The organism is Dolichospermum sp. FACHB-1091, from assembly GCF_014697585.1.
Classification (GTDB): domain Bacteria; phylum Cyanobacteriota; class Cyanobacteriia; order Cyanobacteriales; family Nostocaceae; genus Dolichospermum.
Window position 1 is genome coordinate 174,518 of sequence record NZ_JACJSB010000003.1, and the last position, 15,211, is coordinate 189,728.

12 protein-coding genes are annotated in these 15,211 nt (G+C 38.8%); 8 read left to right on the forward strand and 4 right to left on the reverse strand.

Annotation, left to right across the window (positions count from 1 at the left end; translation table 11 throughout):
• Positions 1-300: 300 nt before the first annotated feature.
• Complete coding sequence (locus H6G25_RS02920; protein ID WP_190391180.1) at positions 301-1,554, forward strand: hypothetical protein; 1,254 nt, start codon at positions 301-303, stop codon at positions 1,552-1,554.
• Positions 1,555-1,845: 291 nt separating this feature from the next.
• On the opposite strand, the gene minE is transcribed toward H6G25_RS02920, so the two are convergent.
• From minE to H6G25_RS02940, 4 genes are all read right to left on the reverse strand, one after another.
• Entirely contained in the window at positions 1,846-2,154 is a 309-nt protein-coding gene (minE, locus tag H6G25_RS02925; RefSeq protein ID WP_190391246.1) for a cell division topological specificity factor MinE, read from the reverse strand.
• A gap of 47 nt (positions 2,155-2,201) precedes the next feature.
• The gene (gene minD / locus H6G25_RS02930) at positions 2,202-3,008 is read right to left on the reverse strand and encodes a septum site-determining protein MinD (RefSeq protein ID WP_190391181.1); all 807 of its coding nucleotides are present in this window, start codon (positions 3,006-3,008) and stop codon (positions 2,202-2,204) included.
• 112 nt (positions 3,009-3,120) lie between these two features.
• Positions 3,121-4,200 (reverse strand): septum site-determining protein MinC, encoded by a 1,080-nt coding sequence (minC, locus tag H6G25_RS02935; protein ID WP_347239143.1) that lies wholly within the window; start codon positions 4,198-4,200, stop codon positions 3,121-3,123.
• 157 nt (positions 4,201-4,357) lie between these two features.
• Positions 4,358-5,695 carry a four-carbon acid sugar kinase family protein gene (locus H6G25_RS02940; RefSeq protein ID WP_190391247.1) on the reverse strand — a complete coding sequence of 446 codons (1,338 nt, stop codon included), beginning with the start codon at positions 5,693-5,695 and terminating at the stop codon, positions 4,358-4,360.
• 402 nt (positions 5,696-6,097) lie between these two features.
• Between H6G25_RS02940 and H6G25_RS02945 the strand changes: the two genes are divergently transcribed.
• From H6G25_RS02945 to H6G25_RS02975, 7 genes are all read left to right on the forward strand, one after another.
• Positions 6,098-6,238 carry a hypothetical protein gene (locus H6G25_RS02945; RefSeq protein ID WP_190391183.1) on the forward strand — a complete coding sequence of 47 codons (141 nt, stop codon included), beginning with the start codon at positions 6,098-6,100 and terminating at the stop codon, positions 6,236-6,238.
• A 438-nt stretch (positions 6,239-6,676) separates the two neighbouring features.
• Positions 6,677-6,829: a hypothetical protein gene (locus H6G25_RS02950; protein WP_190391184.1), complete on the forward strand. Its 153-nt coding sequence runs from the start codon at positions 6,677-6,679 to the stop codon at positions 6,827-6,829.
• Positions 6,830-7,109: 280 nt separating this feature from the next.
• Positions 7,110-8,315: a sulfite exporter TauE/SafE family protein gene (locus H6G25_RS02955; protein WP_190391185.1), complete on the forward strand. Its 1,206-nt coding sequence runs from the start codon at positions 7,110-7,112 to the stop codon at positions 8,313-8,315.
• Positions 8,290-8,922, forward strand: coding sequence for a hypothetical protein (locus tag H6G25_RS02960; protein WP_190391186.1), 633 nt, complete (start codon positions 8,290-8,292; stop codon positions 8,920-8,922). The genes H6G25_RS02955 and H6G25_RS02960 overlap by 26 nt, the downstream gene beginning before the upstream one ends.
• Positions 8,923-9,362: 440 nt before the next feature.
• Positions 9,363-11,051: an NAD-binding protein gene (locus tag H6G25_RS02965; RefSeq protein WP_190391187.1), complete on the forward strand. Its 1,689-nt coding sequence runs from the start codon at positions 9,363-9,365 to the stop codon at positions 11,049-11,051.
• 803 nt (positions 11,052-11,854) lie between these two features.
• Positions 11,855-12,706 (forward strand): alpha/beta fold hydrolase, encoded by an 852-nt coding sequence (locus H6G25_RS02970; RefSeq protein WP_190391188.1) that lies wholly within the window; start codon positions 11,855-11,857, stop codon positions 12,704-12,706.
• Positions 12,707-12,887: 181 nt separating this feature from the next.
• Positions 12,888-15,077, forward strand: coding sequence for a transglycosylase SLT domain-containing protein (locus H6G25_RS02975; RefSeq protein WP_190391189.1), 2,190 nt, complete (start codon positions 12,888-12,890; stop codon positions 15,075-15,077).
• The last annotated feature ends 134 nt before the right edge of the window (positions 15,078-15,211 follow it).

The window sequence follows — 15,211 nt, forward strand, 5'->3', positions numbered from 1 at the left end:
GAGCATATTTATTTATTATTGACTGTGCATCAATAATAACTTCCTTACAGCATATTGCAAACCAGGTACGAGTTTGAATCACAAAGCCTTTGATAGCTGAAAGCTGCTGTATGTATATTATATTAGAGATTATGAGGGGTGAATGGTGACACTAAAACTTTTGTAAAGCCTTGTAACATTTGCATAAATTATCCTGTAAAAGCTTTTGCTTTATTGATATATATATTATATAGTCATAGCTTTTATCATTCCTGTATAAATACTGCCCGCACTTAGCAACTGCCTCCAGAGAGTCTCATCATGCTTAAATCACTTTTGGTGTTAGGATGGTTCCGTGTTAAACCATTTATCAAGTACATTGCTATTACTATTGTAATTTCAACCTTTGTAGGAATGTCTCTTCATGGTACTTTAGCTAAACAATCCCAAGTAGCAAATACCAATTCAGGAAATGACAAATCTGATGCCCAAGGGAAAATAAATTTACAATTTGCTCAAGTCAATTCTCAGACAGGAAAAATATCTATTGGGGAAGGAATACAGTCATTATCAACCAATAAAGTAATCACGAAAGCAAAAACAGAGAACCAGCAAACCGGGAATAATCCTGTTGAGGGAACTGTACCATCAGTTGATGCTGTAGAAGCTCAAGAACAAATATCCACTCATCAAGTTAATTTAAGTCAAAAATTAAAGAACACAAAGGAAGAAGCTGAGTTTAATTCTCTAGAGAATAAGGGTTCTGAATCAGAAGTATTAGCAACATCAACAGTTATACCTGGAGGGAATAAATTACAACTAGATGAAACCGGAGAAATACCCGTAATTGAGGGGATAAATGAGTCAGAAATAACACATAATGATCCCATAGGTAGCCCCCATCCCATACCTTGGAAATGGATTATGGCAACTCAGGAAGCGATTGGTGGTAGAGGTGTTTCTGGTGTCAGATATTACCGCAGCTTACCAGTAATGTCACCTGATGGCAAATATGCGATTTATAGCCGGGTGCAAATGGAAGTGAAGCCAGAAATGCACAATAGCAGAGTTAAGAGCGTGTTGTTTATGGAAGATAGACAAACTAAGAAGTTGCGGGTGATGATATCAACCGATAAGGAGATTGATCCTTTATTAAATAAAGAGGCAAGTTTGTCTGAAAAAGCTGATAATGATGGTAAAATCGGGGTATTAGTGCCTGTTAGTTGGTCTGAAAAAGGCGATCGCTTTCTAGCACGTAAATTTGTGGCTATTTTCAACACAGCAGATGCTACGGATCAGGCTGTAATTTGGAATCGTCAACAAAATAATATCAATGTAGTTAATCCTGTGCAATCAGAAGATGACCACGAAAAAATAGCCATTTTGTTGGGTTGGAGTAAAAAGCAACCTAACAATGTTTTATTTCGTGCGGGTGAACTAGGGGAAGAAAATTGGCCTTTGGTGCAAGTGGCTAATGATGGGAAAACCGTAGATATTTCAGCAGAGGAAGACCAGCCGATAACCTTTGGTGAAAAAACTAGAATTTGGGCTGATCCACAGGTTGCATCTCGATAATTGATCAATCTCAATCACTAAATTATTTGGCGTTGCTGAATTGGGGTATGAAATTGAAAAATCAAAAAAATGAAACTCTTACCCTTTGAGAATGGAGCGCCTCTGCGTGAAATAAAATCATACTCTTAATCAGCAACGCCAATTACTTCATAGTCGCGTCACAACAATACATAAGCCAATTTTCCAAAAATAGGTTTGAAACCCAATAAAATTCTTACCAGATTAACAGGGTTTCAGGATGTTGGCCAAGGTATTGTCACAAGTAAGGCTATTTTCTAGACAAACGACAAACTATAAAAGTAAAATATCAGTGTTTTCTAACTGGGTCTCATCGAGAGTTTCCTTAACCCGACGGATTGGTAAATTAGCGATTAAAGCCGTTGTTCGTTGATTGCTTTCTAAGGAAAACTCCAAACCGTCTGTTTCTATTTCCACATAGCGACAAACGATTTCCAGAATTTCCTGCCGCATTTTTTCCAAAGTCTGGGGGTTCAAGTCAGCACGGTCATGGGAGATAACAAATTGCAAACGACGTTTAACGTCATTGCGACTGTTATCGGGACTACGAACAAAAAGTTTTTCTAAAATTTCAAGAATCATTGCTGGTATGTGTAAGGCACGAGAAACTGGGAAGTTAGGGAAGTTAATTAAACAAGTTTTGACCAAAACATCTTTCTCAAGCGGGAAAAGATGTTTTTACTAGATGAGTCAAGCTCAAGAAATTCCACAGTTTCCCCTTGCAATCTCCGAGCAATGTTCTCAAAAGCTGTGGCCGCCAAAGATGGTGTATCAGATAATACTAAAGGTTCGCCACGGTTGGTAGAGACAATCACACGCTCATCGTCGGGTATTACTCCTATTATAGGGATAGCTAGAAGTTCCTGAACATCTTGTACAGACATCATATCATTTGCTTGTACCATTGCCGGTCTAATCCGGTTAACTATTAAGTTAATCTTTTTCACACCTTGTGCTTCAAGTAATCCCACTACACGATCAGCATCACGAACGGCGGAAATTTCGGGAGTAGTGACAATAAGAGCCTCCTTTGCTGGAGCAGTAGCATTTTTAAATCCCATTTCAATCCCTGCTGGGCAGTCAATCATCACATACTCGTACTTTTGAGACAGTGCATTTACCAATAATTTCATTTGATCAGGTGTCACCGCTTCTTTATTACGATGTTGGGCCGCTGGGAGGAGTACCAAATTAGGTTGTCGCTTATCTTTAACCAAGGCTTGTTCTAAACGACATTCTCTAGCTAAGACCTCCACTGCTGTATAAACGATGCGATTTTCTAATCCTAGTAGTAAATCTAAATTTCTCAGACCAAAATCCGCATCAATTAAGGCTACTTGCTTGCCTATTTTGGCTAAGGCCATGCCCAAATTAGCTGAAACTGTGGTTTTACCCACTCCTCCCTTACCGGAGGTAATGACAATAATGCGACTCATGATAATGCTGTATAAAATTCAGAAACAGTAAAATATTTAGAGCTTTTGATTGATTTTAATTAAGTCACCTGACGAAATTAATTACATACAGATTCTTGACTAGGTAATAATTTTAGCTCAGATTTTGTGTAATTAATCGCGTCCGACTATTTAATTGACTGCGAGAAAAATCAGCGGCTTTAACAATGCGAATTCCTTCATCTGTAATATGTGCAACTTCGGGCAAGAAATTAGTTAGGGATTTTTCTGGCGCTCTTGCGACAGCATCAGCGATTCGCAATTGGGTCGGTTCCATTTGCAAAGCCATGATCAGAGATTCCTGATTACCTCCAGCCCCAGCATGGGCAACTCCCCGCAATCGTCCCCAAACTAGAATATCCCCATCTGCAATTATGATACCACTGGGATTGACATCCCCCAGGATAATTACTGTACCGGCATGACGAATTTCCACACCTGATCTGACTGTCATTTGCAGATAAAGAGCATCTGCCAGTGGGGTAGGGGTAGTTTGAAAATCGGCACTCAGGGGTGTTTCTATTTGGATTTGCTCTACGGAGTAACCCAGGGTGCAAGCAACGATCGCCGTTTGTCTCCGACTGGTGGCTACGGATTTTAGTTGTATTTGATATGTGTTTAAAGTTTCTGCCAAATCCTGCAGTTGTCTGTTATCTAACAACCTATCTTTAGCTACCAGATGCAGAGCTGTGTTTGGCTTTCGTAAGCGATCGCCTGCATTTAAACGCTGTTTCATTTGTTGCCAAATCTCCCACCAACTAAATTCTGATGGTGGTACTTGAGATTCACTGGGCAAAATTAATAATAGACGCTCTCCTTGAGTTTTCAACTGAACTTGAATATTTTGATCTGCTTTCTGTAGCTGATAATTTAAGTCCTCATCTGTTAAATCAGACAAAATAGAACCAGATTCCATAAAATTAGGAATATTAGATTGTGATAGCCTGTGTGGTGTAGCCATATTCTCAGTAGCAGAATTACCTTGAAAATAGGCAACAACAGATTTCGACTCAGCATTCTGGAGTATAGAACTAGATTCTGCCTGATCAGCAAAATCTCTATGTATCTCGCCAGAATTAGAATTATTTACCCCTTGATCAACCTCATGATCAATTGACTCTGAAGCAGGAACTTCAGAGTTCATTTCATTAGGTTTAGCAAAATCTGTATGTATCTCGCCAGAATTAGAATTATTTACCCCTTGATCAACCTCATGATCAATTGACTCTGAAGTAGGAACTTCAGAGTTCATTTCATTAGGTTTAGCAGAATCAGAAGTCATGCAATACTAACCAAAATATACCAACATTGAGATTTAAAATTGATAATTGTCAATTGATAATTGTCAATTCACATACCAATCTTTGATAAACCGTCCCCAAAGCATCAGCATTACCAACATTACCGGGAAACAAAACTACTGGTAAATTAGGGAACAAAGTATGATCCGATGGTGTAATTACCACTGAACAACCTGCCAAAATTTGACCAAGTAATCTAGCCGAAGTTAAAGCCAGTCCCGTACTCAAGACATCATTAGAAGTAATACCCCCCTTACTGATGAGGAATCCTATATCAGATGGTAAAGCTCGAACAATATCCATGAGTAAAGCCGAAACCGTGCTGCCAAAATCTAACCTAGTTTTAACATCTTTAAAAGTCAATTCCTGCCGGCTAGTGTAAACTACTGGAGTTTTACCAGCATTATGTACTACGTTGACATTTTCTAGAATCTCTGTTAGCAGTTTAGCAGATTCCCCCACCCCATGATCAAGCAATCTGCTAACATTAACTTCTATGCCTACTGTTCCTTCGACTTGTAATAACGATTCTAACTGTTGAGTTGTCTTTTTAACGTGAGAACCGACAATAATTGCACCGGGTTTACCACCGCGCACATATTCTGCCATATTTTCAGCGGCAATGGGTTGGGGGGGTAAGGCTGCCAAAGCTGTTAAAATACTAGCAGCAGAACGGAATAAAAATCGTTTTCCCTGACTTGCGGCCGTTAATACATCAACAGCAAAGGTGTTGAGGTCTTCCTGATTTTCCCCGTCCACGACACCACACACATTGTTCTCAAGTTGTAACAAGCGTTCCAAACTACCACCACGAATATCTGTAAGTAAAAATCTGGTAATAGTATCTTCCTTTATTCGTCCTTTGGTTTTTTCTTCTACATACTTAGGAAGGTAGCTATAATTATAACCGAAAACCGAATCACGGGCAAATTCTGTTTCATGTACGGGAGTGGGAACACCATCAATAATTAAATAATGAATACTGTCACGGGTAATTCTTCCACCTTCAAAAAATGCCGGGACGAGAAAATGAGCATCAAATGGGCCTAGTTCTTCGGCAATCACATCGGTTTCTATGGGATAATGTCCCCGCAAAGTGGAGTCAGAACGACTAACTATGAGAAAATCGACAATTTTTTCCGCTGCTAATGCAAGTTTGAGATTATGACAAACTTCTCTGGTGACAGATGCGGCCGCTTCTGGGGTGAGGGAACGAGTATTGGTTAAAATAAAGAAAATAGGGGCATCATCTTTTAATCCCAAACGCAGGGTTTCCACGTCCCAACGCATCAATAGTAAACAACTGTGGACGGTTTGGGAACCGGTGGGATCATCATCCAGGACAATTATTTTGGGCTGGTTATTCATTTGGTTATTCATAAATATGTGAATGGTGGTAGATATTTATTGGACATTTAAAATCCCTTCCCTACTATCAGATCAAATTTCATGATGACACTTTTGTGAGTTCTACTGGCACATCCAAAGCAATCTGCAATAGATATCTGGTAAAAAGAACATAAAAGCCCTGTGTGGTCAGGGTTAATACCTCATTTTTGGAGATATCCATTATACTCTTTTTTGTTTTTATTACAACTTACACAGAATACCTCTCAAACCCTTATTTCTCTCTTATCTGTGTACCTGAAGTGGTTTGTTATTCTGTAACTAGTGCCTAAGTCATATTTATGTTATGTTTTGTCTAAGTTCCATTACCTGGGAAAACACCATTCAGTAAGACTAAGTAGGTTGGCGTTAAAAATTGTCGTTATGACAAGGCAACTCTTAACTGGTAACAGGTTTTGGGCTACTTTACTTTTCGTTACTTATGTCGGTTTTTTTCCGTTCACCTACTTATCTCTTCAAGCAGAAGATTATTGGCAAAAAATAAACATTTTTAATCAAACTTAAAATATGGAATCCCAAAAATACTGATATTTCAAGTTTTGGCATTTTGGCATTTTTTTGAGTTGTTGCTTTGCTATGTTAGGTACGCGAATGTCTTTGTGCGATAATTCCGACTTGCAGAATCCCTCGGTCTACAACCGGGGGTCTTTTTTTAGTATATAGCACAAGGCAAGAGGCACTCATGCAACGGTGATTATTATTGTCATAGTGCAAAATGCCCGCACTCAAAGGGTTTAATTCTTTATGTTTGTACCTCATTTCATTATATTACTGTATATTAAGTTACTAATTATCCAGGGATTGAATACTGGTGTATAGCTATCTTTCTGGATTTTTTAAAATATTTAAAAATCTTTCCAACTTCTTTACTTTTACTTCCTATCGTTAAACATAGGCAAGAAAACAATCTTGCACAAAATTAACATCAGGAAAGATAGAACAATGAAAACTACAACTAAAGTAATTTTCAGTCTAGGTTTAATCAGTTTCTTAACTTTAGGTGCAATGTCTCAGAATGCTTTTGCTGCTGATTCTACACCTAGTATACACCCCAAGCAACTACAACTACTAAAACAACTACTAATCCACAATTAAATCCTCAAACCCCCGTAAGAGCAAATCAAAAACATAAGTTAAGGAAAACTGGAAAAATTGGAAACACTGGAAAATAATTTTTCTCTTATTTGTTAAATTTTAACGTAATATTTGGATTATCCTGTAAAATATACGTAGGTTAGATATTGCCCACCCTACACTAATCGGGGATATTGTTCTAGCGTGGCCATAGCAAGTTTGACAACTTGTCTTTTGACATGGACACCATGGTAAGAGATGAAAAATAGAATACTTTTCCAGTTTCCATAATTTAATTAATATGCTAGACTTGTCACTTATAATCCTGCTAGGTCTTTTGGGCAGTTTTGGACATTGCTTTGGAATGTGCGGACCGTTAACAGTTGCCTTTTCCCTTTCCAAGCAGCAAGAAAATCCGAGTTGGCAACAACAATTAAAATTTCATACTTTACTGAACTTGGGGCGAATGTTGAGTTATACTTTAGTCGGCGCTGGCATTGGCTCACTAGGTTCAGTCTTAGTAGAAGGTGGACAACTAGCGGGAATTGGCAGCGACTTGCGGCGCTGGATAGCCATAATTGCCGGTATGATGCTGATTTGGTTTGGTTTAGGACAAATTAAACCAGACTTTTTACCCCATATTCCCCTGTTACACCCTATATTAAAAGGTAACTTACACAGCCGCCTCAGTGCGGGCATGATGAAGTTATCTTCACAAACTCATTGGTGGACACCAGGACTTTTGGGCATGACATGGGGATTAATGCCCTGTGGTTTTTTATACGCAGCCCAAATCAAAGCAGCGGCTACAGGGAATTTGTGGCAAGGTGCAGCGACAATGTTAGCTTTTGGGATTGGTACACTACCCATCATGGTAGGTGTAGGTGTTTCTACGGCATTAATTAGTAAAGATCGCCGTAGTCAATTATTCCAGTTGGGTGGGTGGGTAACTTTGATTATTGGTGTTATTACCTTACTGCGGACAGGAGACACCATGACAGACTATAGCGGCCACGCTGCCCTAATCTGTTTAATTCTGTCCTTGATTGCTCGGCCTGTCAATAGTTTTTGGTCTGCACCACTGCGTTACCGTCGGGCTTTGGGAGTTGGGGCTTTTGTGCTATCTGGGGTACATAGTATTCATCATCTTCAACACTCCCTAAACTGGAATTTCAGCGCTTTTTGGTTTTTACCGTTAGAATTTCAATGGGGAATGGGCGCTGGGGCTGTAGCATTAGTATTAATAACTCCTGCTGCTTGTACAAGTTTTGATTTTATGCAAAAGTCACTAGGTAAATATTGGCGGCAAATTCATCTTTTTAGTGTACCAGCTTTATTATTAAGTGCTATTCATACAGTTTTAATGGGTTCTCATTACTTCCAAAACCAATTAACCGTCATTTTGTTGGGGATAATTACCTTTGGTGTTTTATTGGTACGTTCTCGATATTTTTGGATATATTTAGGGTTAGAAAAGTTTTATGTTCCTCCCAAGAAATCGCGCTAGATTAAATATCTTGACTATTTTTACTTATCACCAAATCAAAATTAAGTATCTATTATTATTAGTTTTATCTAGTTTAATAGTAGCTGAAAATACTCAAGTTTTAGCCCATACAGTAAAAATATCAGCAGACGTAGGTGGTACTGTCCACTTAGAACCTAATGATAATCCCCGCGCTGGAGAAGTTACTCAAGCTTGGTTTCTCCTGACCCGTAAAGGTGGTCAGGTAATTCCTTTAAAAGATTGTCATTGTCAATTAGCTGTTTATGCTGAACCTCATGTCACAGGAGAACCGGCATTAATTGAACCTCTATTAAAACCCATTCAGGCTGAACGGTATCAAGGCATACCAGGAACAGAATTTATTTTTCCTAAACCAGGGGCTTATCAGTTGCAATTGAGTGGTAAATCTGTCAATGGGGGAAGTTTTCAACCTTTTGAGTTAAAGTTTGCGGTGACTGTGGCCACAGGAAAGGCTGTAGATACTCCTCAACCTGAACAAAATGGTAGTCAGGAAGGTACAAGAATTAGGTTAGCACAACCTTTGATTTGGTTGGGAGTTTTGTTGCTGTTTGGAGGAATTGTATTGAGGGGGCGACAAAGAAGTTAAAGTCGCTGGTGTATAAGCAGTTACAGTTATTGTGGGGCAAATTGAGCAAGAATAGGAAATAATTAATCATCAGCCAGCCCTACCTAGAAAACTATACAGGAAAAAACATTCAATCCTCTTCCCTGTTCTCTGTTTCCTAACTATAGAACTCGTATTTGATTTTTGAAAAAAATTAGGTATTGTAGGGTGCTTTACTACTGCATAAATTCTATCAATAAACAGATTTGTAATATCTGACGCACCAACCGTATCTTTTCATAAATCAAATATTATTCCTATATATGAATTATTTCTAATAACTTAATACCTTCGCCAACAGCCTGGAACGCTTATAGGGTAAGGATTTTATTGGGTTTGAGACCTATTTTCGGACAATTGGCATAGGTATTGAATAACTGATAGCCCTTTATACAAATTATTATGCTTTATGCTGCTGTTTTATGAAACCTCGAATTATTGTTTGTGGCTTAGGACTTACTGGATATAAGATTTTGCGATTACTGAGACAACAGGGCGCTATAGTTGTCGGTATTCACCACCAACCCGTTTCTGGAGAAACCGCTGCTAATGTGATTGTTGGTGAGTTACAAGCAGCTTCTACCCTGCAAGCAGCAGGAATTAAAGAAGCACATACTCTAGTAATTACAACTACTGAGGATGCGCTGAATTTGTCAATTATGATGCAAGCAAGAGTTCTAAACCCGCAAATTCGGATTATTAATCGTTTTTATAATACAAATTTAGGTGAGCGTTTAGATCAAACCTTGTCAAACCATTTAAGTATGAGTGTTGTTGGTTTAGCAGCACCAGTATTTACCTTTGCAGCTTTGGGAAATAAAGCTATTGGACAAATTAAATTACTCCAGCAAACTTGGCCAATTCAGGAGGAATATATTCACGAAAATCATCCTTGGAAAGGTAAAAAACTGAGTGATTTATGGGAAGATCCTACACGGATGCTAATTTATTATGTACCTGTGCAGGGAAAAATGAATTTAGTTTCTGCGGTTTTATCAGAACAACAATTAAGAGTAGGCGATCGCTTAATTATCGGCACACAACCGCGCATTCGTCAACCGCGTAAATCACTAATCAGAAAACTGGTCAAAATATTTGCCAATATCAGGGAATTTCAAAAGCACGCCCAATCTGTTACTGGTATGGCCATTGCACTATTAGTAATTATTCTACTATCTACATTTACTTATATTTCCACTAAACATAGTATCTCCTTTATAGATGCCTTATATTTTGCTGTAGGCATGATTACGGGAGCCGGTGGTAATGATAAAGTGGTAGAAAATGCACCGGATAGTATTAAATTATTTACCGTTGTGATTATGCTCATTGGGGCGGCGGTGATTGGGATTTGGTATGCTATGCTAACAGATTTTATTCTGGGTAGTCGTTTAAAGCAATTTTTAGACGCAGCCAGAATTCCTGAACGTAATCATTATATTGTTTGTGGGTTAAGTGGTATTGGTATTAAAATTGTTCAACAACTCCATCTGAGTGGCCATGAAGTAGTAGTAATTGAAACAGACGCTAATAACAGATTTGTAACTACTGCAAGAGACATGAGTATTCCTGTGATCCTGGCTGATGCTAGTTTTCGTGCTACTTTACAAAGGAGTAACATAAATACTGCTACCTCAGTCTTAGCCGTTACTAGTGATGATGCCACGAATTTGGAAATTGCTCTCAAAGCGAAGGCTTTAGCGCCAAATATTCCTGTAATTGTCAACTATGCTGATCCTGATTTCGCGGGTATAGCGCAACAGGTATTTGACTTTGAAGCTGTACTCAGTCCCGCTGAATTAGCCGCTCCTGCTTTTGCTGCTGCGGCTATTGGTGGTAGGATTATTGGTAATGGTATGATCGCCGATAGTTTATGGGTAGCTTTTGCGACTGTGATTACACCTATACACCCTTTTTGTGATGAGTGGGTAAAGGATGTAGCTAAGTCTGCGGATTTTGTGCCTTTATATGTGGAAATCAATCACGAAACTGTCCAAGGCTGGGATTTATTGGAAACTATTTTGGCCCCTGGTGATGTTCTATATTTAACTATGCCGGCTACTAGGTTAAATCAATTATGGCGAGAAGAGGGACGGGGAATTGGGGTTTAGGATATTTTTTATGGCGAGATAGTTCTTCCTTATCGGAATCTAGTATAGCAAATTCCTAGCCACGAGTCAATACTCTTAACTCATAAAATGCGAAAAAAATTGAAAATTATTTGAAATTACAGTGTATATGATTTGGGTAAGGTAGAATAGGCGGGCAAGATGCCCACCCCACAAGAGTTTGATTATTAATAGGGATAGGAATTTGTGAAGATGGTATTTTCGGTGATTTTATGGCGAGATAGTTCTTCCTTATCAGGATTCAGTATAGCAAATTCCCAGCCGCAAGTCAATACTCTTAACTCATAAAATGCGAAAAAAATTGAAAATTATTTGAACTTACAGTATATACAGCACTTCCCGATGTTATGAGGTACAAGAACCCCACCCCCAACCCCCTCCCATATCAAAAGTTTATCCTTTTCTTCCCCCCGCAGCGGGGGGATTGAGGGGGGTGCGAGGAGGGGGCTTAAGATGTACCTCATAAGAGCGGAAACCCCTGTATGATTTGAGTAAAGTAGAGATAGGCGGGCAAGATGCCCACCCCACAAGAGTTTTATTAATAGGGATAAGAATTTGTGAAGATGGTATTTTCGGTGATTTTATGGCGAGATGGTTCTTCCTTGTCAGGATTTAGTATAGCAAATTCCCAGCCGCCAGTCAATACTCTTAACTCATAAAATGCGAAAAATATTTAAAATTATTTTTTTGTCTTGTGAAATTTGGTTGCCTATTACCTAGTAGGATGATAGGAAAGTTCTGTGCTATCTGTGCGGTACTGTTCAATTCCCACATAGGAAAATAAAGTGTCAATTCAAGAACATAAAATTACAGTAGATTCTTTAGAATGGTTTTATCGGGAAGCTGAACCGATGGGTAGAACGGACTTAATTCCCGTGTTATTGTTACATGGGTTAGTTTCTCAAAGTTATAGTTGGAGGAATATTATTCCTAGTTTAGCAGCACAGGGAACTAGAGCGATCGCTCCTGACTGGATTGGTTGCGGATTTTCAGGTAAACCAGAGAAGGAGGATTTTGCTTATACTCCAGATGAATTTATCAAAGCACTAGCAGGATTTGTTGAAGCTCTAAAATTAGAGAGATTTTCCTTAGTTGTCCAAGGATTTTTAGGTTCAGTTGGGTTACAATACGCCTTACGTCATGCTGATAAAATTGCTAATATAGCCATTTTAAATACACCGATTTCTACGTCGGTGAAAATCCCTTGGAAAATCAAACAAATGGGTTTACCTTTAGCTGGGGATATAATCACCCAGGACCCCTTATTAGTGGATAGAACCTTAGAAAGTGGTAGTTGTTACCGCATTGAGGATCAAGATTTAGATGTTTATAGAAAACCATTTTTGAAAAGTTCTGCGTCTGGGAGAAGTCTCCTAGGGACAATTCGCAATTTACAATTAGAAAAAGCGATGATAGAAATAGAAAATGGGTTAAAAGAATGGCAAAAACCGATTTTAGTACAATGGGGGATGATAGATCCTTGGTTATCTGTAGATATAGCGGAAAACTTGGTTAAATCTGTAGCAAATGGTGAAATTATCAAACTTAATAATGTGGGACATTACCCCCAAGAACATTATCATGAGGTGATTTTAGAGGATTTATTGCCATTTGTCCGGTGTGGGGGGGCGAATTAGGGGATATTTAAAAGGTAACTGATTATTCCCTATTCCCTGTTGAGACCAAAGAATTGCTCTAAATTAGTGGAAAGTCTGCCACTATAGCTGTAAAAGTTGGTCATGGGTGTTACCCTAATGTTAGAGTTGCAAAGAGATTAATCGCCAACTTTTGGAGACACAAGGCAAACAGCGAGTATCAATGTTAAAGAAACTACAAAAAAGACAAATTTATCTGCTTGCTGGTGCTGGACTATGTGCCTTTTTGGCTGGGGCAATGGTGTCAGCCCCCCAAGCTGGCAAAACCCTAAGTCAATGGTTGAACTTGAGTCAGAGTAAGCCAGAAGGGTTATCTGAGGCTAATAAAGTTAAGTCAGTTGTATTTTCTCTGTTGTCTGAATCTGTACCAGAAAGATTAACAAAACTCCAGGAAATTGCTGAAAAAGGTAGTTCACCAGATCGGGAACGGGCTCGTTATCTATTGGCCTGTGATTACGTGGGAACCTCCCAAGGAAAAAAAGCGCTGAGTTTATTGGTAGGATTAGAAAAAGACTATCCTGTTTTAGCTCCTTATATTTTACTTAAACAAGCCCAAGCTCATGATATTTTAGGTGAAGATAGGAAAGCTTCAGATTTGCGCCAAAAGGTAGTAAAGGAATATAGCAAGGAAGCGGCCGTAGTCAAAGCCATATATGCGATCGCCCAACCAAAATTATATAATCAAGCGATCGCACAATTTCCCTCCCATCCTCTGACTTGGGAAATTATCCGCAAAAGCTTAAAAGATAACTCAAATCAGCCGAACTTACAATTAATCCTAGCTAAATACGCCGCTGACGAGCCGGGAATTGTGGGTGTATTAGATCAATTAGTCAAACAAAGCCAACTCAAACCAGGAGACTGGGAACTAATTGGTTCAGTTTACTGGAATAATAATCAATTCACGAAAGCTAAAGATGCTTATATTCAAGCCCCGAAAACGGCCACCAGCCTCTACCGCATTGCTAGGGGATTACAATTAAATAAACAGCAAGATCAAGCCGTTACGGTTTATCAACAACTGCTGCAAAAATTCCCCACTGCGACAGAAACAGGTATAGCTCTATTAAGATTATCAGACATTAGCAAAGGTCAAGAATCTATTACCTATCTTGACGAAATTATTAGTAATTTTCCTGAAATAGCGCCGCAAGCATTGGTCAAAAAAGCCACATTATTAACAACTTTGAAAGATCATGAATCGGCTGATAGCACATATAAATTATTAATAGGTAAATATAGTAACAGTGATGAAGCGGCAGAATTTCGTTGGAAAACAGCCCAAACCAAGGCAAAAAACAATGACTATTTAGGGGCATGGGAATGGGCGCAACCAATTACCATTAATAACAAGAGTAGTATTTTAGCACCCAGAGCCGGATTTTGGGTAGGTAAATGGGCGACGATATTAGGTAAGCAAGAGGAAGCTGTCACAGCTTATAAGTCTGTGATTAGTGAATTTCCTTACTCTTATTATGCCTGGCGTTCTGCGAGTATTTTGGGTTTAAATGTAGGTAATTTTGACAGCTTGCGCTTGATGAACCCGACAATTATACCATTTCAACGTCCTGTACCACCTGCGGGTTCTGAAACCTTTAAAGAATTGTATTTATTAGGACAAGACCGTGATGCTTGGTTACAATGGGAAACGGAGTTTCAGAGTAAAAATCAGCCTAGTGTCGCTGAAGAATTTACAGAAGGGTTGATGAAATTAACAAAGGGTGAGTACCTGGCTGGGATTGAGAAAATTGCCAAATTAGAAGACCGGGAAAAACCCGCCGAAAAAGCCGAATATCAAGCTTTAAGCCAAAAAAGCATCTACTGGCAAGCCCGTTATCCCTTTCCTTATTTTCAGGAAATTGAAAAATGGTCTATTTCCCGTCAACTTAATCCACTGTTAGTAACAGCTTTGATGCGGCAAGAGTCTCGGTTTCAGACAAAAATTAAATCCCCTGTGGGTGCAACAGGGTTAATGCAAGTTATGCCCAGTACAGCAGCGTGGATAGCCCCACAAATGAATGCAGATATCAAAAAAATCAATTTGGAAAATGCCAATGATAATATTATGTTGGGGACTTGGTATTTAGATTATACTCACCGACAGTATAACAATAATTCCATGTTAGCGATCGCTAGTTATAATGCAGGACCGGGTAACGTGGCTAAATGGTTGCAAACCATACCCAAAAGAGATCCTGATGAATTTGTGGAAGAAATTCCCTTTGATGAAACCAAGAATTATGTCCGTCAAGTATTCGGTAATTACTGGAATTACCTGCGACTTTATAACCCGGAAGTATCCAACCTAGTCAGTAAATACTCCCAAGAACACCCAAAATTACCAAGCAAATAAGCTATTGGAGATTTAACTTATATATTACCTCAAAGTGAACAGATTCAGAATAATAACCAATAATTGTTACAGTTAAGGGTGCGGAATGTGGGCTATAATTAAACGTTAATTAAACCCACCTTATGTGGGTTTAG